This is a genomic window from Acinetobacter sp. M5A5_2a (assembly GCF_053345265.1).
Map to the genome: position 1 here is coordinate 334,934 of NZ_JBKEZV010000001.1, position 21,589 is coordinate 356,522.

The window sequence follows — 21,589 nt, forward strand, 5'->3', positions numbered from 1 at the left end:
TTTTATTCATATGTTCGAGCCAAGCTTTACGTTCAACTGTCAGGATAAGCTTATTCTTGTCGTAGAAGATGAATATGATATTGGCGATATTATTGAACATTATCTTAAGCGCGAAGGCATGCGTGTTGTACGGGCCATGAATGGTAAGCAGGCGATTGAAATACATGCAACGCAGCCCATTGATCTGGTCATACTCGATATCAAAATGCCCGAATTGAGTGGATGGGAAGTCCTGAATAAAATTCGGCAAAAAGCAGCTACACCTGTAATTATGCTGACTGCTTTAGATCAAGAAATCGATAAAGTCATGGCTTTACGAATTGGGGCGGATGATTTTGTAGTAAAACCATTTAACCCAAATGAAGTGGTCGCACGTGTGCAAGCGGTACTACGACGTACTCAACAAAATCAGCAAACGCCTAACCGGAACTTAATTTATAAAAATATTGAAGTGAATACAGAAATTCATACAGCCTATATTTATTCGGATGAAAAACAACAAGCACTTAATTTAACTCTGACTGAGTACAAAATTTTGTTGTTGATGTTACCTCACCCTCATAAAGTTTTTACCCGCTCTGAACTGATGAATCAATGCTTACCAGATCGAGATGCATTAGAACGCACGGTCGATAGCCACGTCAGTAAGCTACGAAAGAAAATAGAAGATCTGGGCTTACACAATATGCTCATTAACGTTCGTGGTGTAGGTTATAGGCTGGACAATCCTCATGAAAAATAAAACAGGCATTAGTAAACAACTTATTATTGCACTGAGCTTTACCAGTCTAAGTGTTACGTTGAGTTCGCTTATTTTAGGCTACGGCACCTATTATATTGCAATCGAAGTGGGTCTTATTTCTCTTGAAAAACTCAAAGAAAGTGATGAGTTTTTCCACTATTTAGATGGCATATGGTTATTTGCCGTGCTTCTGTTTGGTACAGCATTATCAATTATTTTAGGCATAAAGCTTGCTCAACGTTTTATTGTGCCTATTAATCTATTAGCAGATGCAGCAAAAAAAATTAGCCATGGGGATTTAACTGCACGAGTAGAAAAACCGACACATCATTCTTCTGAAATTGCTGAGCTCATGGATAATTTTAATGATATGGCTCAAAAGCTCGAAACCTCAGTTGAAAACGCTCATGTCTGGAATGCTGCAATTGCACATGAGTTACGAACTCCAGTCACTATTTTGCAGGGCAGGTTACAGGGGATTATTGATGGTGTTTTTGAAGCAGATCCTATCTTATTTAAAAATTTACTTAATCAAGTTGAAGGTCTGTCAAATTTAGTTGAAGACTTACGTACATTAAGCCTTTTTGAAAACCAACAACTCAGGCTTCATCTTGAAATTATTAATTTTAATGAAACTGCCCACAAAGTCGTGCACATGTTTCAAGAAAAATTAGAAAAAGCTCAGCTTGAAGTCATTTTTGACATTCAAGCGCCAGAAGTTAAGTGTGATCAAAGGCGAATAGAACAAGTTTTAATTGCTTTACTTGATAATGCTACCCGATATGCAAATCCAGGGCAGCTACTTGTTTCAACAAGACAAGACCAATCTAACTGGATTCTTGAAATAGAAGATGAAGGGCCGGGTATTTCAGCTGAGCATCGCAAAGATTTATTTAATCCTTTCTTTAGGTTAGAACAATCAAGAAATAAAGAGTTAGGCGGCACTGGCTTGGGTCTTTCAGTTGTACAAGCCCTTGTTATTGCCCATAAAGGTCAGGTCGATTATCTCAATCAACATTCACATAGCATTTTTAAAATAAGCATTCCGCAAGAATGATCGCTGTTGTGGCATCCCTTAACGCTTTAATGAAGAGAAATTGCATTTCTTGACTCGTGATTAACTCGAAAATAGGTTAGTTTATTTATAAAATTTTTAAGTAAATACTGATTTTTTATGATAATTGAGATAGAAACACATCCACTTGAACCATTTTTACCCAAAAATGCCCGTTTATTAATGTTAGGTAGTTTTCCACCACCGCGTAATAAATGGAAGATGGATTTTTACTATCCAAATTTCCAAAATGACATGTGGCGTATTTTCGGTTTAATTTTTTTTCAAGATAAAACCCACTTTTTAAGTGAAAACCAGAAAAATTTTAATGAAGAACGTATTCGAAATTTCTTGATTGAAACAGGTATTGCAATCTTTGATACGGCTTACCAAATTAAGCGATTGAAGGGGAATGCCGCAGATAAATTTCTTGAAATAGTAACGCCAACAGATCTTGCTGTGTTACTTCAGCAGATTCCGTTATGTCAAACCATCATGACTACAGGCGATAAAGCGACTGATACTTTAATTTCTATTTTACCGGAGCACACTGAAAAACCACTTATAGGAACATCTACATCAACTCGCTTTGCAGGGCGGGATATTAGTTTATACCGCTTACCATCCTCTTCTAGAGCTTATCCATTGGCATTAGAGAAAAAAGCAGAGGCTTATCAAAAATTCTTTAAAGAGATTGGTATCTTATAAATAAAATTGAAGTGTTGTTACATCATCCATTCAACTGGCAAATATGAAACGGCTTTAATCATTGTGCGTTGGAACAGACTCGTATCCGGGTCTTTTTCATATTCAATAACTTTTCCATTAGATTGATAATCTAACCAAATAATTTTTCCTTCACTATTTAACTTAAGCTGATAAGCAACTTGTGGTAAATGCTGATCAAGCATCACCGAAACTTGAGCCTGTAATTGACTCGATTCAATCACAAGCCCAACCTCAGTATTTAAATATGTCGAACGTGGATCAAAATTAAATGAACCAATAAATACTTTACCGTCTACGTCAAAAAACTTGGCATGTAAACTCGATTTATTTTTGCCTTTTGCAGGGATCACGCTTCCAGTCACAACTTCATACCATGTTCTACGTCTACGTTCTAAAAATGGCTTAAACTCAAATAGTTCTACACCACTTTTTAGCATTTCAACTCGATATTGACTATAAAATGCATGCACAATCGCCACGTCATTTGCAGCAAAAGAATTTGTTAAAACCCTGACTTTAACTCCTTGCACTTTTAGCTGTTTTAAATAATAAGCACCCTGTTGTGTGGGAACAAAATAAGCAGAAGCTAATTCTATATGCTGCTTTGGTTCACCCATAATCCTCATGACTTGCCCATAAAGCATCTCTTCTTTAGAGGCTATTCCTAAGATTTTTTTAGGTGAATCTGCAACAAAATACGCTTTTGACCATTGAATGGGATAGTGCTCTAAAAGTTCTTTTAAATAGCTTTGAGCATCGTAAAGCTTATCTTCGGTTTGAGTATGATTTTCACTTTCATGAATTAGATCATGATAGTGCTGTCGTAACGATTGTAGGTGGTGGACAGCACAAGTTCCGATAAGCTCAGTAGCATCTTGGCTTAGCTCGCTTTGCCAGAAATCATTAAAGACAGTCTGGGCATGCTGTACCGTATGTCCATAAAATAAAATATCTAAGTCAGTAAATTGAAACTTACTACTTGCATCAAAATATTCACTACTGATATTTCGACCACCTGTTACGGCAATCGCTCCATCTGCAATAATTAATTTATTATGCATGCGATGGTTTACTTTTTTGAAACGAAAAATATAGTCTAAAATTCTTAAATATCTAAATTTATATGGATTAAATAATCGAATTTCAAAATTAGGATGGTGGAGAAGGCTCCTGAGAACTCCATCAAGTTTTACTCCATTTTGATCATCGATGAGTAAGCGGATTTTTACGCCACGATCTGCCGCCGTTAGTAACTCATGCAGCATTAAGTTTCCAACAAAATCGTTTGTCCAAATATAATATTGTAAATCGATTTTTTCTTTTGCATTTCTAATGAGATACATGCGAGAAGCAATGCTAATAAAGGCATCATCTAATGCCACAAAAGCAGTTAATCCTTGTTCTGTTTTTTCTGTAGCTTGCTCATCATTCAACCAATTAAAGCTATTCGTCACTGTATCATTCTCATTAGGATCGTATGTATCTGTATAAGAGGGTAAATCAGTAAAGCCCCAAGCACTTGAAGCTATAGTACTGTAATGCTGGTATAGCTGATTGATCATGTAAGCATTTAATCTGCATCCAAGTTAAACCTATCAGAGCATTCTTATATTCAATTTATATGTCAAAATTCATATTAAACCTTATAAATGCATTGTGCCAAGCCTCAACGCTAGCAATTCCTTATTTTTATAGGTATTTCTAAGAAAACATAGCCTTTTAAATATATAAAGTTAAATTTAACCGTTTTAAACCTAATGCTATATTCAATATTATTTTTTAAGGATGCTCGAGATGAGTCATATGGGTTTTTGTCTATGTAATGAAGTAAGATTTTCAATTACCAACGAGATAGAGACTATCTATCACTGCCACTGTAGTCTCTGCCGAAAACAATCGGGAACGGGATCAAACGCGGCCACTTTGGTCGGTAAAGACAAATTTAAATGGTTATCAGGTTTAGAACTTATTCGTACTTATAAAAAGGAAACAGGTTTCACATCTTCATTTTGTAGTAAATGTGGATCGCCAGTACCCAACCTAGTTGGAAATACACATTTTATGTGGATACCATTAGGCTTATTAGATAAAGACATTGTTGTGCTAAAAAAACTTAATTTTTGCGTGTTTTCAAAGTCAAACTGGGCGAACACAATAGAGGCAGATGAATCTTATAACCAGCTTCCAACTTTAGATGAACTAAAAATATTTTTTGATTAGAATAATTTTCTCTAAAAAGAGACTTGCTTTGCGTTATCTTTAATTTTTAGGAATAGCTATGCTTTCAGATTTCACAAACACACATTAATTACAATTGGCAGTACAACAATTACATTAGAAAACATGATATCTATCATACTTCCTTAAAAGGCTGAGTGAGTAGCTAAACAATAAAAGGGAGAAAATAGAGATGCCACAATATTTAATCATCGCTGAGAATGTGTACAAAAAGATTGAGGACAAAAATTTATTTTCAGAAAGCTCAGCAGAGACCTTAAATCATTTGGTTGGTGTAATTCGTAAGGAAATTAAAGGAACCAAGTTTAAACTTAAATATAATTTTATAGATTTTGATGAGTGCTTAACCAAGCCGTTAGAAGAATGTGCAATTAAGTTGGATATGAGCCTCATGCCCAACCATAAAAATAAAGATGAATATATTCTTTGGCTCGCAGGTTTTATTGAAAGAATTACAACAGGAGGAGAGGCCAAGCTTCCACCGATCTCACAATTTATCCCTCCTGATTTTAAGTTTAACTATGAAGAACCTCCTAAAGTGTCCTCATCTACAGGTGATGATGGAGAGATGATTATTAATTATTTCAAGTCAGATGCCTTTACAAAAATTATAAAAGAAGAAAAATAAGTTTAAAAAAATATAGAAGTGATCGTCCACTACACTTCTATATATCGCTGTAAATTCAGCAACCGCCTTCTGGGGCGGTTTTTTAATAGTGATTTTTAAAATTTTCAATATTTAAAATAATATAGATCTTCTTAAATATAAATTTTTAGCTGGCTGTTAAAATACCTACCAATTTAATCGGAATAAAATTAAAACCAGATCACATTATTAAAACAATAAATAGTTATGATATTCATAATTTATCAATTAAAATTAAAAAACAGAAACAATCTTAATAAAAATTATAAATTTATTTTTACAACTACAATTTTATACTTATATTTTATAAATAATTAATAAGGAGATAAAAATGCCAAAATACTTATTATTAGCAGAAAAAATTAATAAAAATATTAAAAACAAACATTCAAGCAATTACTTTAAAGACTTAAATAATTTAATTATAGAAATTGAAAAAGCGATTGCCGGTACAGAATTAAAATTTTTATATAACTTTGTGAACTTCGAAGGGGCTGTTGTTAGTGTGCAAATTGAATTACTCATTAGAGTAGATATAAGCTTGATTCCAAAACATAAAAATGAAGATGAATTTATTTTATGGCTGGCAGATTTCATTGATCGAATCACCATAGACACCAGTAAAAAAGTCATTAAATAAAAAAGTTGCTCCTCGTAAGACAAGATTACTTAAATGTTAAACCGAGAGGAATAAGGTATTTAAGGCTCTTGTCTAGGTGCGGAATTCATATCATGTCGAACCCTGCTTATATTTTCATAAATGACTTTACGCATTCGGTTTACTGCACCTAGTGGCTTATGTGCAGGTAAGGCATGCCACGGCGTAAAAGACAAATTTTCACAGAACTTATTTTGCTCGGGCGTATCAAAATTCTGCTTTGGAATATGAATAGTCGCTACTTGATAAAAAGGAGCCGCTTTCTCATCCCATTCTGTCATCGAGTCTTCTACTAACATTTGACTTGAAGTTCGTGGCTGAATAAGGAATTCCATACAGGCGTCAGTTTGCTGTAAAGTATTTTTTAAAGCCTCTCTTAAAAAATCATGACTAGGATTTTTAGGTAGATTATTTGCTGTCACTGAGCAAGCACGTACCGAATATTTAACCGCTTGTCGATCATTACCCAGGCCTAACTGATAGGGAACCATAGACCAGTAACGTGCATAGAGTGGGTTTGCAATTTGTGAATTACGTGCTCCGAGTGCATTCATTGTTCCTTTAAAACCTAAGGCAAATGGAATATGAAGTTTTCTAATCATATTATGGCTATTCACATCATTTATAAAAGAAAGGTATCGTTTAGCATCATTCGCAAAAAAGACAGGGTGATTAATCATAATAAAATCTTGGGTAGTTGCTTGCTTTTCACTTTCTAAAATTTTCTCTCCAGATACACCTAAAAGTTTTATCGCTATGCCACGTGCATCTTTGTCAATGTCAGCACTAGAGGCGTCATTAGAAGCATTAGAAAAGCGAATCCATGCTTGATAACTTTGGTCTGGTATAAAAACGCCTTTAGCGAACTGAGCAGGTATATTTTTTGAGACATGAAATTCAGCTCGCACACACCCATGTGCTTTAGGATGCGCATCACGTAAAGCATTTCCCGCCGTATATTGTTCACGAATTGACTTTTCAATGACTTGAGCTATGTTCTGGGCTAATACTTCCTCATTAGGCTGTAGCTTTTCCCCTAAAACGGTATCAACTTCTGGATAAGCGATACTTTCTGAAGATATCTTTATTGGTATGGTTCTTTGGGAATGTAAAGTTTCACTACAACCTGTTAGTGCAAACACAAGAGGAGTAAATACAAACAACACCCTAAAATTTATAGGCTGCATAAAATTTGACATTTATTATCTCCTTAGGGCAAAAATATTTTAGGATAATATTAAGAATTCTTGTTTAAGTTTATTTTGAGCTTTATAAAAAATATTAACTGTAAATAATTTAAACGTCATTGTTACTTATCTGAACAATAAAATAAGAATTATTATTTAATATAAAACTTCTTAATACATTAAGAGAATGACGACATGATAACTAATCGACAAAATGTGCAAAATAATTCTAATTCATCACCTCATCCAATCACTCAAAATACACTTATTGATCGATTTAGCCCTATTTATTGGAGAATAGACGGCCCGCAAACGATGTCTTTTGCCATTACTAATTATGGAAATGGTTTTGAAGCATCTTTTAGGTCGCGCATGGCAAATGATTTGGTAGGAATTACGTGGGATTCTTATGACACTAAAGATCATAAATTTTTAGCTTATGAAACCAAATACAGCTATGCAGGGGTAATTTGGGACTTCGATATTGAATTGTCGGCTTCTATGCCTGTGCTTAACAATGCGAGTTTAACACCGACTTTAACGGTGTATTATAAAGACAATGGCATAGATAAAATTGCATATGTTGTCTTGTTTAACTACGCAAATAATCCTTCATCTCGCACGGCGCATATTCATATTAATTGGGATACGGTGAAAGCTGGTTTTTCTGCGACAGATAGCTTTCCTGTCACCAATATTCAGCGAATTTCATTTTCTGGTTTTACCAGTCAATATAATGGCCAATCAGCTACACCTTTAAGTCAGCCCCAAGATGGTTATATTCGACTAACCAACTCGGTTGTTATAGGAACAAATGCGAAGTTAAATTTGAGTCGTGTTGTTGTACCTCAGCACAATTATGGTATCTGTACCAGCTATGACGACCATTACGATTTAAACCCGCAGCGCCTAGTCAACAATATGGTCACTTTGGGATATCAAGGTTTGGTGAACCATTATTGTGGAATGTCGCATTATCCTGAAATGAAATGGAAAAGCGATATTAATAAATGGCAAATACCTGATACGTTGGTGACGGGCGAAGCTGTTGTTAACTCATGTACCCGTAAATGGCATGAGAAATATGCTCAGGCTTTGCATAACGCCAGTATGCAGCCCATCTTTGGGGTCAGCTTTGAAATGTATTCCTTGGGGGCCAATGAGTATTGGGCACAGCGTGACTGGAATAGCAATTTGGGTAAAACAGGCTACCAACCACCGAGCTATTTTTTTAGTTTAAGTGACCAAAATGCTTTGGCATATCTACATAAAGTCTTTATTGAGTTTGCAGATGCAATGGTTGTCGGGGGATGTGATGTAAACATGCAGATTGGTGAACCTTGGTGGTGGTACAACACTGACACGAATCTACCATGTGTGTATGACTATCCAACAAAACTGGCTTTTAATGCAGATACAGGTTTATATGCACCAGATTTAGGTACAATTTATGAGGCCATGAATAAAACAGGAACTCCTTATGATGAGTTTAAAACATGGCTTAGAAATAAATTAGGACAAACCTGTCAAAACATTCGTACCGTTATCAAAGCAAAATATTCAACAGCCAAAGTTAGCCCACTTATTTTCTTTCCTTCTATTCAATCGCCAATTCAGACACTAGCAACTTATATTAACTATCCAAGCACGCACTATTCATATCCTAATTTTGATTACATGATGACCGAAGCTTATGATTGGCTTTTAGAAGCTCGCTTAGATTTGGCACATCAAGCAGTTTCCCAAATACCAATACAAGGGCTAGGCTATCCTGCAAATAAAGTCATTTATTTATCAGGATTCGTTCCTGATGCATCTATTGCCTATATTTATGGGTTTGATAAAACCAAACCATATCGGACGCCCATTTGGCAACGAATTTTTGGTGACATGAAAAACAATGTTTCTCTGGGTTTAATGAAGCAATTTATCTGGGCATATCCACAAGTCATGTTTGATTCGATTACGATCGATACCACTCAAGCCCCAAATGGCTTCTTTGTTGAAAATACGCTTTATTCACCAATTAGTGATAACACACCATATCCACCAAATATTTACCTATAAGTAAACATAAACCGTTTATAAGATAAGTGATTTGATAGAAAACCTCTTCAAGTAAGAGGTTTTCTTCTTTTTGAAACATAGGCTTGCTTAGACGTACCTGACTGGCTATGCTGTGATGGATTGTCATGAAAGCCAATTTTAATTTAAGCAAAATTAATCTCTTGTATTACTGTTACATAATCTATTTTGCTCGACTATAAATACCGAATGATTTAAAGGAAACCCAAAGATGAAATCTCGTGCAGCTGTCGCCTTTGCCCCAGGAAAACCTTTAGAAATTGTTGAAGTTGATGTTGCACCACCTCAAGCTGGTGAAGTTTTAATAAAAATTACCCATACAGGGGTATGTCATACCGATGCTTTCACTCTATCAGGCGATGACCCAGAAGGTGTTTTCCCTGCAATTTTAGGTCATGAAGGTGCAGGTGTTGTGGTGGAAGTCGGTGAGGGCGTAACGAGCGTTCAACCAGGTGATCATGTTATTCCACTTTATACCGCTGAATGTAAAGAATGCTTATTTTGTAAATCTGGAAAAACCAACTTGTGTGTTGCAGTACGTGCAACACAAGGTAAAGGTGTAATGCCGGATGGAACCACGCGTTTTTCTTATAATGGCGAACCTATTTACCATTACATGGGTTGTTCAACATTTAGTGAATATACGGTAGTTGCAGAAGTATCTTTAGCTAAAATCAATCCTGAAGCGAATCACGAACAAGTTTGTTTACTTGGATGTGGCGTAACTACGGGTATTGGCGCCGTGCATAACACAGCTAAAGTACAAGAAGGTGACTCTGTTGCGGTATTTGGCTTAGGTGGTATTGGTTTGGCTGTTGTACAAGGTGCACGTCAGGCAAAAGCAGGGCGCATTATTGTAATCGACATGAATCCAGATAAATTTGAACTTGCTAAACAGTTTGGCGCTACAGATTTTTTAAACCCTAAAGATTATGATAAACCTATTCAGCAAGTCATTGTAGAAATGACAGGCTGGGGTGTAGACCACTCATTTGAATGTATTGGTAACGTCAATGTTATGCGTTCTGCTTTAGAGTGTGCACATCGTGGTTGGGGACAATCCGTTATTATTGGTGTTGCTGGTGCAGGTCAAGAAATTTCGACTCGTCCATTCCAGTTGGTTACTGGCCGTAAATGGTTAGGTACTGCTTTTGGTGGCGTAAAAGGCCGCTCACAACTTCCTAAAATGGTTGAAGATGCTATGAAAGGTGAAATTCAACTTGAGCCTTTTGTAACGCATACCATGCCTTTACAAGACATTAATACTGCTTTTGATTTAATGCATGAAGGTAAATCAATTCGTACTGTCATTCATTTTTAAACGAAATAAAAAAGGGCTGTGATTCAGCCCTTTTTTACAACTTATAGTTTTATATCTTAAATGGCATTACCGCACATATCAGTTGTACCCTGAGGATAGCTAAACTGTAGCTCATTACGGTCAGTAATCAGTTCATTAGACAACTCTTGCCCAAATAATTGATTAGAATATATTCCTATAGCACTTGCTACAGAAAAACGTATATTCTCAAGTGGAGCAGGTAAAGTAGATTGATACCCCTGATCAACACCATTTATAATAAAACCAACTTGCTTAGTGTTCTGATTAATATACATACCTAATCTTTGGTATCCATTTGAACTATTTGTCATGTTTTGACCTTTATAGTATGGATTATCAGGCCCGCCATTATCACTAAGTCGGTAGGCTACATAATAGTGCAATCTAGCAGGATTCTCACCAAAATCTGGATCATCCCCCCCCATATCAAACCAGTAGTTGGATCTAACTGTATAACCATTATTTGTTACGCCACTAAATCTAATGCTAGAGGAATAATAAGTAGAATTTCCAAGTGATGAGCTCCCAAGAGCTGATGTTGGAATCTTAAGCTCCATTTCAAATGCAATAATACCTGTGTGAGGTATTGTTAAATCTCCAATCTCATTAGTCGAATTAAGACCAGCTTTACTTGTAGCTGCATAATCTACATAGCCATACTCACTTTCTGATCGAGGCTCCACTTTAAAACCAAATTTTTGACCATTTATCAATGGAAATATTTTCGTAGGAAAATCAGGGTGTTCACTATTCCATAGATCGAAATCTTCTTGAGTCGCATCAAAATTGTATTGACAGACTGGGGCAGAAGTAAGGGAATTAGTTTGAGCTAAAAGTGTTTGAGGTATTAATTTTTCATTCTTTGCGGTTGATGAAATGGTTTTAGATGCTACTTTTTGACCAGATTCATTACGCGATACGGTACTCGTATTGTCAAAAGATACTTCATACATTGCCCAACATAATGTAATAGCGCTAACGGCAACTATGCCTATTTTTTTCATAAAATATTCCTATCGCGTTAAGTATTAAATTTTGAGAAAATATTGATAAAGTAAAACTTATTATTAATTTTTAAATATTTGAATTTATTAAGTTTATAAACTATTGAATATGATTAATCATATTCAATAGTTACAGTAGCCATTGCACGTACTTTACCAGCAGTCACTTTTGCTGCTGTTTGATAGTAGCGGGCAGTCATCGGTACGTTATATTGAAGTGTCTGGTTAGAAGACAATGTACCTAAGGCTAATTTGTCACCTTTTTTGATGACTTGATTTTTATTTTGGTAATTCCACAGTAGCTGCACGCCCACACCATTGGCTTTTTCAGAAGCAGCAGCTGTATTTGTTAAAACCTGATTGTTTGTGCCGTCTTGTGTAAAGTCGTAAGTTAAACTAATGAGGTTTTTCTCTTCGTAGCCAGTAGGGTTGATACCGCCATTACAGAGAATGTTCATATCAAAGGTTTGTTCACCTTGAGTAGAACCAACACCTTTGAAGCCAGCCTTTGTAACGGTTGGAAGCTGTACAACTTTGTTAATATTACCTTGGATTTCACATGAAGATGACGCAATGGTAATCGCATTAGCATTAACAGTACTTGTTAAAAAAGGTTGATTTGGAAAACCACGGATATAATAACTACTATATCTGCCTGGTACTAATGTTCCAGAACCTGTTTGAGGAGCAATTTTAATGATTTCAACAACAAAATAGCCATCTCCCAAGAAACGATTACCTGAGATTCCACCACGTTGATATGGGTAATAACCAGAAAAATTGGCATTATTCTCTGCTTCACGATAGAGGCGAATACCAATGCCGGGAATATTCGTGGTATAGATGCTATTGCCTAAAGAACTTAATGGATAAGCTTGAGTTAATTCCGCAACTGCTACATCACGGCTATCACAATTATTGGCTTGTGTCGTAGTCCGAGTAATAGGAAAAGTCGCTTTTCTTAAAATAGCACCGACTTGATCACTAGGGCGCACAACAACACGGCCCACCGCCATTAGCACATCATTTGCTTTATAGTTAACCATGGTACATGCAGCATTAGCCTCGCCATAAATGCCAAGGCCAGCAGTAAATAGAGCACCTGTTAATAATATTCTTTTCATTTGCAGACAGCCTCAGTCATTACCATGCTTTGTTGCTTATTTTGCAACTGATTACTGATGTTGTACTCAACTGAACAACGCTCATTGCTTTCATCGCCCCATTTCACATAGAGACGATCTTGAGCAAGTGGAGTACGTAAGTAAATCATACTACCTTGTGCAACAATACCGACAGCTTCATCTTTCTGATTAAAGACTTGAGCTGCAAACGGTAAACTGTTGCCATCAGCAGTTTTACTATTAATATAAACCGCATAACCAGTTTTAGTCGCAAAATCTACTTTAGCAATTGCACCAGCAAAAGGTGCTATACGTTGACTGGTTTCTTCAAGTTCTACTTCACTCGACATTTCTTGTGGGTCAAGGGTAATGTCATTAAGACGGTAAGGAGTTACATAAGGAACTACCGCATAACCTGCCTTATTCACGCTTAAACCAACGGCATTATTAACTTTTGCTCCAGCAGCCTCTGGTGCATGCACAAGTACCATAGTTTGGCCTTGCTCAGGTCCAAATAAAATACCTTCTGAATGCGCAACCACACTACCTGTTAAGCTAACCATTGCTTGTTGGTAAGAATCAGCCACACTATAAGAACCGCCAACAGTTGTATAGTTGGTACGATAACGACCATTTACGTTAAATGATGGATTCGCATAGTCCTGATGCGACATTGAAGCGCCGTAACTAAAGCGATCTCCAACCATTCCACTTGCACCAACAGTACGGCTGTCTTCAGAAGCAGTAACGTTGACGTTAACCGAATTCTTTTTGAAATCAATCGGGAACGATAATGTCATTAAATATTCAGTATCGTGTGTTTGATTCGTTGAACCATATTCAACTTTACGGTTAATTGCAGATAAACCATAAGTTAAGCCATGGAAATTATTACTATAACCAAGCTGGTATTGTTTAGTACTTTCGCTACGGTTCCAATAGTCAACCCACGAACCCACTACATAGAAGTTACCCCAACCTTCAGGTAATCCTTGGTTCAAGGTAATTTGGAATTCACTACGTTGACGACCAGCAGAGTAGGTATTAATACCTTTTTCTTCAAAATCACGGATCAGTAGAGCATCACGTAATTTATAGAAGTTTTCTGTCGAGTAACGATAAGCTGCTAGCGTTAAGTTTGTGTTGGTCGGAGTAATTAACTTACTATAACTTAAACGGAAACTTTGTCCCGATTGTGAAGACTGTTTTTCAAACTCAGCTTCAGAATGTGTAACGTCAAGTGCAATCGCACCAATTGGTGTAGCAAAAGCAGCACCCAATAATACAGCGGCATAATTTTCCGTTGCTTGTATACCGGTATAGCCTGTTAGGTAGTTATTAATACCTTGTTGGTATTTACCTTGAACAACCCAAGGATCGAGATCAATGTCTGGATCGCGGAACTGACCCACAGTTAAAGAATAACGGTTCATGCCAGGGCGTAACATCTGCACAACAGATGCGTAAGGCACAGCAAATTTCTGTATTTCACCGTTAGCTTCAATAACAGTAACTTCAATTTCACCACCAAAACCAGTAGGGTAAAGGTCATTAATTTCAAAGTTACCAGGTGCTACCGTTGTTTGATAGATAAGTTGGCCTTGTTGACGAACTTCAATTTTTGCATTGGTTTTTGCATTCCCACGAATACGCGGAGCATAGCCCAACATACTATTTGGCAACATTCGATCATCACTTGAGAAATCGATACCACGATAACCATATGAGTCAAATACTTCGCCGTTTGTAAAGCTATCCCCAAGTGTTAAAACACCACGATATTTCGGAAATGCGCGCTGTAAATATGTACTTGTTTCTTCATAACTTGACTTAGATTGATTTTCGGCAGGGGTATCTTGCCATTGCCACTGTCCATTATGACGTAATTGCCAACCACCTAAATTTAGTCCAGCAGTCACGCCCATAAATGCGTTTGTTGTTTCGCTTTGATCATTAGACTGAGTAAATGTTTTGTAAGCACTGCCGTTATAAGATAGAAAAGCAGCATTAATCCCACGATCCCATAAACTTGGGTCGACATAGCCTTGCGCATTTTTTTGCAAAGCAACTTGTGGAATCGAGATATCTACACGTAAACGAGAGTTATCAAACTCATAAAATGCATTTTCAACCCATTCTTCAATTTTATAACAACTACTATTTTCTTTTTGAAGAGGAGCATGCTGAGCTAAAATCTCTTGTTTTACACCATATTCAGCAAGAGTATTTCCAGTAAAGCAGGTTACAGCATTTTTATTTGATTCTAATGCTTTAAAAAACATACGACGTTTGCCAAACCATTGGCCATTTACATAAACGTCAACATTATATTCACCTGGTAAAACAGGATTACCGTATTTAAAACGAGAAATATCAACTTTTTGAGCATCACCAATTAAAAAAGCAGAATCAAATTCAGCTTCTACAGGAGCACTCGCGACTGTTTCTTCAGCGTGCACGAATACAGGCATTGTCATTGTGACAACACCAGAAGCCAAGTAGTAACAAATATGGCGTTTTAATAATTTATAAGATTCTTGCCTTTTTTTTGGCATAGCTAAGTCCGCCTACTCACATAATAGGTGCTTAAATTTATTAAAAAGATAAATCTGATTACTGAAGTTTTATTTGGTGTTCGACTCGACCACCATAGTCATTGACATTCATAAAACTCATATCTTGAAGATTGCCATTCTTAAGCTGAACAGATTCTTCAGAAAAAGGTTTAATCATTAAACCTTGAGGTAATAAATCAACTTTTTTATCACCTGCCTTTTGGTAAACAGAAGTCATTGTGATATGAAAAGGAGTTGGATTTTTTACCGTTAAATTTTGACCAGATTTAACCCATTGAAGCTTATCAGCTGCTAAATTCACGTCGTCTTTAATCGAAGCTGGACGATAGAAGAATTTAATACGTGAGCGAATTGCTAATTGCAGAAAGTTATCAGGCGTCGTATTTTCAGTTTTTGAAGTTGGTCGTGGAGGAATATCCAAAACATTTAACCACAAAACTGTTTCTTGCTTTTGATTTAGCTGAGAAGCAGTTGGTAAAGCAGTAATACGAAGGGTCTGACTTTTTGTAGCTTCAACACGAGAAATAGGAGGAGCAATCATAAAAGGTACTTTAGACTGATCCGGAGTACTTTTTGTGTCGCCTTCATCAAGCCATGCTTGGACGAGTGCTGGTTTTGAACCGTTATTGCTAACTTGTAGCGTAACTTCTCTAGCATCCGACGGATAAATTACACGAGTGCCATGGATTACAATTTCTGCTTGAGTAGCAGGTGCTACAACTGTTGAAGCAAATGCTAAACCTAACAAAAAATTATAACTGTTCAATTTCATTTCAGAATTCTCAACCAAGAAAGATTCGGGAAAGCGCCACAAAAAGAGGGTTTCTATGCGGACATAGAAACCCCACTATCAATAATTATTGATAGATAATTGTGTATTGAACAGAAGTGTTTACTTTACCAGCTGTAGAAGCACCAGTAGCATAGTATTCAGCATAGTAGTTAAGGTCAGCGCTACCAGCTGCAGCTACGTCAACCCATTGAGAGTTAGCTTGAGCACCGTTTGCACCAGCAGCAAGAACTGGGATGAAGTTGTTGTTGCTACCTAAAAGTTGAACGTTAACGTTTTTAGCACCAGTAGCGTCTTTATTAAGTAAACGACCAGTATTAAAGTCAACATTTGCACCTGGTTCGAAGTAAGTAGCTACTTTACCTTCAGAACAGTTAGCTAATTTGATTTGGAAAGGAGTACGACCAGCAACATCCCCAGCAACAGCTAAAGTTTGTTTAGAAACAGTTGGAAGAGTAACTGTGAAGTCTTTACCAGCTGGAGTAACGATGTCACAAGTTTTGTCTGTAACTAAACCATTAATTGTAATTGTACCATCAGCAGCTTGAGCATTCGCAATTCCTACAACTGAAAGAGCAGCAATCAAAGCAAGTTTTTTCATAGTGTTTTCTCAAAAGTCTGGATAAAAGTTTATTCCTTACTTTTCCAGTGTTTGACATCTTGAAAAGTAATGTAACAATACTAACACTTTCTAAACAAAATGCAAACTACATCACATTATTTTTTCATAATAATAATTGCATCACACTAAAAACAAATGCTTAAAAGCTACCTTTTACAGTCTATATATCTGTTTATTAATATTTTTTATTTTTTCAAAAAAGCGGAACCGCAGAGATAAGCAAGTTACATAAGAACACTATGTAAATAGAAAAGAATTAAACAATTTATGTGAAAAAGAAGCTTAAATTCTTACAATACAATTATATAGAATAAATTATGCACATGTATATAGAGAAAACATACAAATAGTCATTTTTTTATAAAAAAGAGTGACTCATCCTTTAAATCATCAAAATGTGCGATGAGTTCGACAAATCACTCTTTTAATCATGCTTATTGTAGGAATAGCCTCAAATACTATGCCTATAAGTTAATGATAGTTGATAACCACGACTTTGTGATTAGAACCTATGCTTTCAATGCTAGTGTCCATTTTCTCAGTATGTTGAGCTAAGTTAGAAAGACTACTTTTGTTTAAATATTCACTATCAAGTTTAATATTTAAATTATTTACCTCAACACATTCTATCTCGCTATGTTCTGTTGAACATGTATCTTCAACAATATTTCCTCTTATCATTATTGTGTTATTTGCATAACAAAATAATGGGGAAGTGGAAAGCACCATCAGAATAAGAAGTTTAAATATATTATTTTTCATTTTATATGCCTATTTATAAAATAGTTTATATCTATTTGATACAATATTTTTAATTTAAAAACAATAATTAAGTTTAAATGAAGAAAAAATATTAATTTTGACGTGACGAAAATCACATTAAATGTTTTAAATAATGTAATAGTTAGAATTTTAAAAACATATTAAGAAACATAATAATTACAATATTTTAAAAATTGTTTATTTTAATTCAAGTTATTGATATTTATAAGATAAACTAAAACAAAGCAATAGGATAAAATTAAAAGAATTGATAATATATAATTAAACATTTAATAAATATGTAATTTATTTTTGTGATTTTAGTATTTACATTGCAAGATAATTACAGAGAAAAAAGATACTAATTTTATTTAAAATGTGATTTATTTAACCTTTTATTTATAAATTAAAAAATAAATTCACTTTATTTATTAAATACAATTATCACACCACCAATAAGTTGAAATTCATCACACATTTTAAATATATTGAGGCACAAAAGATAATTTTAGTTTTTAAAAGTTTTTGCAACAATTTAAGCGTGTACGATCTTTTTAAGATCAAATTATATAAAGTAGAAATATGAATTATAGAAAACATAGTAATATTTAAACTTGATGAAAATTATCTTTTAATTGAGTTTTATAAATATTATTTGATTGCTGAAAAATTTATTCTAGAAAAAATATCTTAAGAAAGTAACTAAGAGCATTATCTACAAGATCTAATACAGAAGATACCATCTGTAGACTCAGCTCTACTCCAGCAATAAATACTCAACTTTCAAACAGAACGAGTTCTAGGGTGGCTGATTGCATGATTCTGCATTTTGTAAGTTGTATCTGTCGGAGGTAAGTGTTGATAAAACAACACTGACATTGAAAAATGATGAAATACAAACATTTCCACCCCCAATGTTTTTGCATAAATTATTGAAAATAAAAAACAAATTAAATTGGCATAAAAGCTGCTCAATGTGACTGATGAAAGTGGAATTATCCTAAGGAATCCGTATGTCACTTGTAGTAGATAAAAAAGAAAATTCTAAAGAATTTGTAAAAAACATCCTGTCTGAAATTTGGGTTACTCGATGTCCTGTACCCACAGCAACAGGTATTTCCTTAAAGCGCGGCACTCTGGTTAAAAAATTTGAAAAGCACGGCATTGATGTTGCTGTATTGCAAGATGCGCGTAAGGGTTTGTCGGTTCATCATTTTGATCATCAATTACCCGCCTTATTCCGAGAAGGTGGAAATGTACCTGCATTAGCAGCACGTTCAGAAGGTGCGCCAAGCCGACTCATTGGATTGACTTGGATTGATGAGTGGCAAGTCATTATTGTTCGACCTGATTCAAACATTAGCCAGCCAGAACACCTAAAAAATGTGAAAGTAGCGTTACCAGAATATGCCGACAAACGTGCTGGTAGTATTTTTAGAGCCATGTCATTGCAAGGTATTCGTGGCGCGTTACAACTTGCCAACCTCACTTTCCGAGATGTCAATTTTATTGAAGTACCTGAGCGTGCAGGGCCTAAAGAGAATCGTGATGCGAGTACGTATTGGTCAGGCCTTGATGCATTAATCACAGGTGAAGTTGACGCCGTTTATGTAAAAGGAGCTTCTGCTGTTGAAGCTGCAACTAAACGCGGCCTTAAAGTTGGGATTGATTTAGATAAATTTGAAGATGTGACTTCTCGTGTAAATAACGGAACGCCTCGTCCAATCACAGTCCATGAAGATTTATTAGAAGATCACTTTGATGTTGTCGTTGATTTTCTTGAAGAGTTATTTGATACGGCGGATTGGGCACAAGATCATTTAGATGAAGTGTTGGTGATTCTTGAAGATGAAACGATTGCAGGGGCAGAGAGTGTTGCGACAGCCTATCGAAATAATTTTCATAAGTCTTTACATCCATCATTAAATGAAGAGCGTTTAGAACTTTTAAGACAACAAAAAGATTTCCTTTGGTTACATGGCTTTTTAGAGCGAGATGTCGATATTGAAACATGGGTTGATCATCGTCCTTTGCTCGAAGTTTTAAAGCGCCGTCAAAATAAAAAATTTTAAGAGGATTTGATCATGACAACACTTACTCAAACGCCATTGTCTCGTGAACTCAATGACTTTATCGAATTGAATCGTGAAAAAGCTGAATTTGCTTTTGAAGTGTTCCGTGAAACAGGAACAATCACAGCAAATGGAACGGTTAATTTTGTAGAACGTGGGCCTGAAAATACCTTAGTCACTTTTAACTATGCAGGGCCGTGGTCTAAAGATAAAAAAAGCAAAGTGCTTGTGGAGACAATTGATGGTGAAGTTTTATTGGGGAGAAAAAGTGCGGGTGGGCGCTATAACAAGCTTTTTCGAGAGCATGCAGATGTCACCACAATATCTCATGTACACGCGCCGAATTTAGGGGCTTGGGCGCAAACCCATCGTACTTTACCGATTCGTTATGTGCCTGTGCAGCGTTTCCATTTATTTAAAGAGTTGCCGATTTACATTGATCGCCGTCAGGCAGAAGTCGATTTCATTTTAGATCAACTCAAAATTGATATTGAGTATCGGGCCATCTTAGAAGCCAACGGTGGTGCAACCGTATGGGGTCGTCAAGGTCTACAGGAAACAGCTGAATTTATCTTGTTGTTAGAAGAAGGTGCTCAAATTCAGCTTCTCGCAGAATTAGTAGGCGGTAGCCGAGAATACGGGCAAGGGGTTTTACATCAGCAATGGAAAATGAGCGGTTTGACTGAAAAAGCAAAATCTCTTGGATTGCTCCCCCTCAATTAGATAAAGATTTAAAAAATAAAGATCGAGAATATTATGGCTGTAAAACTTTTATGGTATCTCACGTCTCCAGATGGGCCATATCCTTGGTTGGAATCTGGGCGGTGGGATACCGATTATGAACACTTGCAACAGATTGCGATTACCGCAGATCGACTTGGTTTTTTCGGTTCACTCATGGGTACAAGTGAGTATGAAACACTTGCTGTTGCTGCAAGTTTAATTCCATTTACTGAACGTTTAAAGTTTCTGGTTGCCCAACATCCCGGAGAAGTCCAGCCAGCAGTTTTGGCAAAATATGCTCAAACTTTTGACGCATTTTCTAAAGGGCGTTTGCTATTTAATGTCGTCAATGGAAATGATAAGGGTTTAGCAGCTTTAGGTATTCACTATACTCATGATGAGCGTTATGACTTTAGTAAAGAATATTGGAATGCATTTCAGCAAAACTATGTAGGTGATACATCTGGGTTTGAAGGGGAGTTTATTCAAATTGCTCCGCGCTTGGAAGGTGGATCTCCAATGTCAAAATGGCGTGGCCCCACTCAAGAACAGGGTGTTCCTTTGTGGGGAGCTGGAACTTCAGCGAAAGGCGTTCAGCACTCTGTTGAATTGTTAGATGTGTATTTAAGTTTTGCGAATACGCCGCCATTACTTGGAGAAAAGTTTAGCAAGGTTGCGGCTGAGGCTGAAAAAATTGGCCGAACTTTAGAATTTGGTACTCGATTACAAATTATTGTTCGGGAAACAGAAGAAGAAGCTTGGCAATATGCTCAGTCGTTACTTGACAAGATTGATGTAAATTATGCAATCGAAGCTGTTAAACGACAGCTTCCTCCAAATGAAACTTTTGAGAGTTATCAAAGTAACAATCCATCTATTCAAAAAAATTTAGAACAATTACGTCGAGGTATTTTACCTCGAGCTAAAGATTTTGAAATTTATCCTAATGTTTGGACTGGGCCATCTTTATTTGGTTTCGATATTTTAAACCCAGCGGCGGGGACTGCCTTGGTCGGTAGTGCTGAAAATATTGCCAAACGAATTAAAGAATACGAAAGCTATGGCGTATCAGCCTTTATCTTGTCTGGTTTCCCTTTAATTGGAGAAGCCTATCGGGTAGCAGATTTATTATTTCCATTATTGGAACTCGATCACGGTTTTGAGTTACCTAAGCTCAATAAAAATTCATCCATTGATTCCCTTTTGAATCAAGAAGTCGTGGTTTAAGGGAGAAG

At 36.0% G+C, this 21,589-nt stretch carries 19 protein-coding genes; 11 read left to right on the plus strand and 8 right to left on the minus strand.

The window, feature by feature from the left end:
- Positions 1-10: 10 nt before the first annotated feature.
- The 3 genes from adeR to ACLBWE_RS01605 all read left to right on the plus strand — a co-directional run bounded on the left by adeR (position 11) and on the right by ACLBWE_RS01605 (position 2,504).
- Positions 11-742: an efflux system response regulator transcription factor AdeR gene (adeR, locus tag ACLBWE_RS01595; protein WP_231763312.1), complete on the plus strand. Its 732-nt coding sequence runs from the start codon at positions 11-13 to the stop codon at positions 740-742.
- A complete protein-coding gene (adeS, locus tag ACLBWE_RS01600) occupies positions 732-1,799 on the plus strand; it encodes a two-component sensor histidine kinase AdeS (RefSeq protein WP_447600733.1) in 1,068 nt (355 codons plus the stop codon). Before adeR ends, adeS begins: the two co-directional genes overlap by 11 nt.
- A gap of 117 nt (positions 1,800-1,916) precedes the next feature.
- Positions 1,917-2,504: a uracil-DNA glycosylase family protein gene (locus tag ACLBWE_RS01605; protein WP_447600735.1), complete on the plus strand. Its 588-nt coding sequence runs from the start codon at positions 1,917-1,919 to the stop codon at positions 2,502-2,504.
- A gap of 17 nt (positions 2,505-2,521) precedes the next feature.
- Here the strand turns inward: ACLBWE_RS01605 and ACLBWE_RS01610 are convergent, their stop codons facing one another.
- Positions 2,522-4,087, minus strand: a complete 1,566-nt coding sequence (locus ACLBWE_RS01610; protein WP_205469259.1) for a phospholipase D family protein — start codon at positions 4,085-4,087, stop codon at positions 2,522-2,524.
- Positions 4,088-4,310: 223 nt separating this feature from the next.
- On the opposite strand from ACLBWE_RS01610, the gene ACLBWE_RS01615 reads away from it, so the two are divergent.
- The 3 genes from ACLBWE_RS01615 to ACLBWE_RS01625 all read left to right on the plus strand — a co-directional run bounded on the left by ACLBWE_RS01615 (position 4,311) and on the right by ACLBWE_RS01625 (position 6,049).
- Positions 4,311-4,745, plus strand: coding sequence for a GFA family protein (locus tag ACLBWE_RS01615; RefSeq protein ID WP_447600737.1), 435 nt, complete (start codon positions 4,311-4,313; stop codon positions 4,743-4,745).
- Positions 4,746-4,935: 190 nt separating this feature from the next.
- Positions 4,936-5,391 carry a hypothetical protein gene (locus ACLBWE_RS01620; RefSeq protein WP_004642822.1) on the plus strand — a complete coding sequence of 152 codons (456 nt, stop codon included), beginning with the start codon at positions 4,936-4,938 and terminating at the stop codon, positions 5,389-5,391.
- A 349-nt stretch (positions 5,392-5,740) separates the two neighbouring features.
- Positions 5,741-6,049, plus strand: a complete 309-nt coding sequence (locus ACLBWE_RS01625; protein WP_447600739.1) for a hypothetical protein — start codon at positions 5,741-5,743, stop codon at positions 6,047-6,049.
- A 59-nt stretch (positions 6,050-6,108) separates the two neighbouring features.
- Here ACLBWE_RS01625 and ACLBWE_RS01630 read toward each other — a convergent pair whose 3' ends face one another.
- Positions 6,109-7,266: a catalase family protein gene (locus tag ACLBWE_RS01630; RefSeq protein WP_447600741.1), complete on the minus strand. Its 1,158-nt coding sequence runs from the start codon at positions 7,264-7,266 to the stop codon at positions 6,109-6,111.
- A 183-nt stretch (positions 7,267-7,449) separates the two neighbouring features.
- Here ACLBWE_RS01630 and ACLBWE_RS01635 point away from each other — a divergent pair, with 183 nt between their 5' ends.
- The gene (locus tag ACLBWE_RS01635) at positions 7,450-9,321 is read left to right on the plus strand and encodes a non-contractile tail sheath protein (RefSeq protein ID WP_447600743.1); all 1,872 of its coding nucleotides are present in this window, start codon (positions 7,450-7,452) and stop codon (positions 9,319-9,321) included.
- A 229-nt stretch (positions 9,322-9,550) separates the two neighbouring features.
- Positions 9,551-10,660: an S-(hydroxymethyl)glutathione dehydrogenase/class III alcohol dehydrogenase gene (locus ACLBWE_RS01640; protein WP_045432371.1), complete on the plus strand. Its 1,110-nt coding sequence runs from the start codon at positions 9,551-9,553 to the stop codon at positions 10,658-10,660.
- A 56-nt stretch (positions 10,661-10,716) separates the two neighbouring features.
- Here the strand turns inward: ACLBWE_RS01640 and ACLBWE_RS01645 are convergent, their stop codons facing one another.
- From ACLBWE_RS01645 to ACLBWE_RS01670, 6 genes are all read right to left on the minus strand, one after another.
- Positions 10,717-11,685 (minus strand): DUF4882 family protein, encoded by a 969-nt coding sequence (locus ACLBWE_RS01645; protein ID WP_447600746.1) that lies wholly within the window; start codon positions 11,683-11,685, stop codon positions 10,717-10,719.
- A 113-nt stretch (positions 11,686-11,798) separates the two neighbouring features.
- Entirely contained in the window at positions 11,799-12,809 is a 1,011-nt protein-coding gene (locus ACLBWE_RS01650; protein WP_447600748.1) for a fimbrial protein, read from the minus strand.
- The gene (locus ACLBWE_RS01655; protein WP_447600750.1) at positions 12,806-15,364 is read right to left on the minus strand and encodes a fimbria/pilus outer membrane usher protein; all 2,559 of its coding nucleotides are present in this window, start codon (positions 15,362-15,364) and stop codon (positions 12,806-12,808) included. The genes ACLBWE_RS01650 and ACLBWE_RS01655 overlap by 4 nt, the downstream gene beginning before the upstream one ends.
- 58 nt (positions 15,365-15,422) lie before the next feature.
- Positions 15,423-16,157 (minus strand): fimbrial biogenesis chaperone, encoded by a 735-nt coding sequence (locus ACLBWE_RS01660; protein ID WP_447600752.1) that lies wholly within the window; start codon positions 16,155-16,157, stop codon positions 15,423-15,425.
- Positions 16,158-16,242: 85 nt separating this feature from the next.
- Positions 16,243-16,776, minus strand: coding sequence for a fimbrial protein (locus ACLBWE_RS01665; RefSeq protein WP_000731817.1), 534 nt, complete (start codon positions 16,774-16,776; stop codon positions 16,243-16,245).
- 492 nt (positions 16,777-17,268) lie between these two features.
- On the minus strand, positions 17,269-17,559 hold the full coding sequence (locus ACLBWE_RS01670) for a hypothetical protein (RefSeq protein WP_045432360.1): 291 nt from the start codon (positions 17,557-17,559) through the stop codon (positions 17,269-17,271).
- A gap of 1,013 nt (positions 17,560-18,572) precedes the next feature.
- Between ACLBWE_RS01670 and ACLBWE_RS01675 the strand changes: the two genes are divergently transcribed.
- The 3 genes from ACLBWE_RS01675 to ACLBWE_RS01685 are packed head-to-tail and all read left to right on the plus strand — an operon-like array spanning position 18,573 to position 21,581.
- A complete protein-coding gene (locus tag ACLBWE_RS01675; RefSeq protein WP_198495798.1) occupies positions 18,573-19,631 on the plus strand; it encodes an ABC transporter substrate-binding protein in 1,059 nt (352 codons plus the stop codon).
- Positions 19,632-19,643: 12 nt separating this feature from the next.
- Positions 19,644-20,354, plus strand: coding sequence for a class II aldolase/adducin family protein (locus ACLBWE_RS01680; protein WP_424612233.1), 711 nt, complete (start codon positions 19,644-19,646; stop codon positions 20,352-20,354).
- A gap of 33 nt (positions 20,355-20,387) precedes the next feature.
- Complete coding sequence (locus tag ACLBWE_RS01685) at positions 20,388-21,581, plus strand: LLM class flavin-dependent oxidoreductase (protein WP_447600756.1); 1,194 nt, start codon at positions 20,388-20,390, stop codon at positions 21,579-21,581.
- Positions 21,582-21,589: the final 8 nt, after the last annotated feature.

Bases quoted from the DNA above. Each gene is read 5' to 3' on its own strand.
- adeR (WP_231763312.1), top strand. From the start codon at position 11: ATGTTCGAGCCAAGCTTTACGTTCAACTGTCAGGATAAGCTTATTCTT.
- adeS (WP_447600733.1), top strand. From the start codon at position 732: ATGAAAAATAAAACAGGCATTAGTAAACAACTTATTATTGCACTGAGC.
- ACLBWE_RS01605 (WP_447600735.1), top strand. From the start codon at position 1,917: ATGATAATTGAGATAGAAACACATCCACTTGAACCATTTTTACCCAAA.
- ACLBWE_RS01610 (WP_205469259.1), bottom strand. From the start codon at position 4,087: ATGATCAATCAGCTATACCAGCATTACAGTACTATAGCTTCAAGTGCT.
- ACLBWE_RS01615 (WP_447600737.1), top strand. From the start codon at position 4,311: ATGCTCGAGATGAGTCATATGGGTTTTTGTCTATGTAATGAAGTAAGA.
- ACLBWE_RS01620 (WP_004642822.1), top strand. From the start codon at position 4,936: ATGCCACAATATTTAATCATCGCTGAGAATGTGTACAAAAAGATTGAG.
- ACLBWE_RS01625 (WP_447600739.1), top strand. From the start codon at position 5,741: ATGCCAAAATACTTATTATTAGCAGAAAAAATTAATAAAAATATTAAA.
- ACLBWE_RS01630 (WP_447600741.1), bottom strand. From the start codon at position 7,266: ATGTCAAATTTTATGCAGCCTATAAATTTTAGGGTGTTGTTTGTATTT.
- ACLBWE_RS01635 (WP_447600743.1), top strand. From the start codon at position 7,450: ATGATAACTAATCGACAAAATGTGCAAAATAATTCTAATTCATCACCT.
- ACLBWE_RS01640 (WP_045432371.1), top strand. From the start codon at position 9,551: ATGAAATCTCGTGCAGCTGTCGCCTTTGCCCCAGGAAAACCTTTAGAA.
- ACLBWE_RS01645 (WP_447600746.1), bottom strand. From the start codon at position 11,685: ATGAAAAAAATAGGCATAGTTGCCGTTAGCGCTATTACATTATGTTGG.
- ACLBWE_RS01650 (WP_447600748.1), bottom strand. From the start codon at position 12,809: ATGAAAAGAATATTATTAACAGGTGCTCTATTTACTGCTGGCCTTGGC.
- ACLBWE_RS01655 (WP_447600750.1), bottom strand. From the start codon at position 15,364: ATGCCAAAAAAAAGGCAAGAATCTTATAAATTATTAAAACGCCATATT.
- ACLBWE_RS01660 (WP_447600752.1), bottom strand. From the start codon at position 16,157: ATGAAATTGAACAGTTATAATTTTTTGTTAGGTTTAGCATTTGCTTCA.
- ACLBWE_RS01665 (WP_000731817.1), bottom strand. From the start codon at position 16,776: ATGAAAAAACTTGCTTTGATTGCTGCTCTTTCAGTTGTAGGAATTGCG.
- ACLBWE_RS01670 (WP_045432360.1), bottom strand. From the start codon at position 17,559: ATGAAAAATAATATATTTAAACTTCTTATTCTGATGGTGCTTTCCACT.
- ACLBWE_RS01675 (WP_198495798.1), top strand. From the start codon at position 18,573: ATGTCACTTGTAGTAGATAAAAAAGAAAATTCTAAAGAATTTGTAAAA.
- ACLBWE_RS01680 (WP_424612233.1), top strand. From the start codon at position 19,644: ATGACAACACTTACTCAAACGCCATTGTCTCGTGAACTCAATGACTTT.
- ACLBWE_RS01685 (WP_447600756.1), top strand. From the start codon at position 20,388: ATGGCTGTAAAACTTTTATGGTATCTCACGTCTCCAGATGGGCCATAT.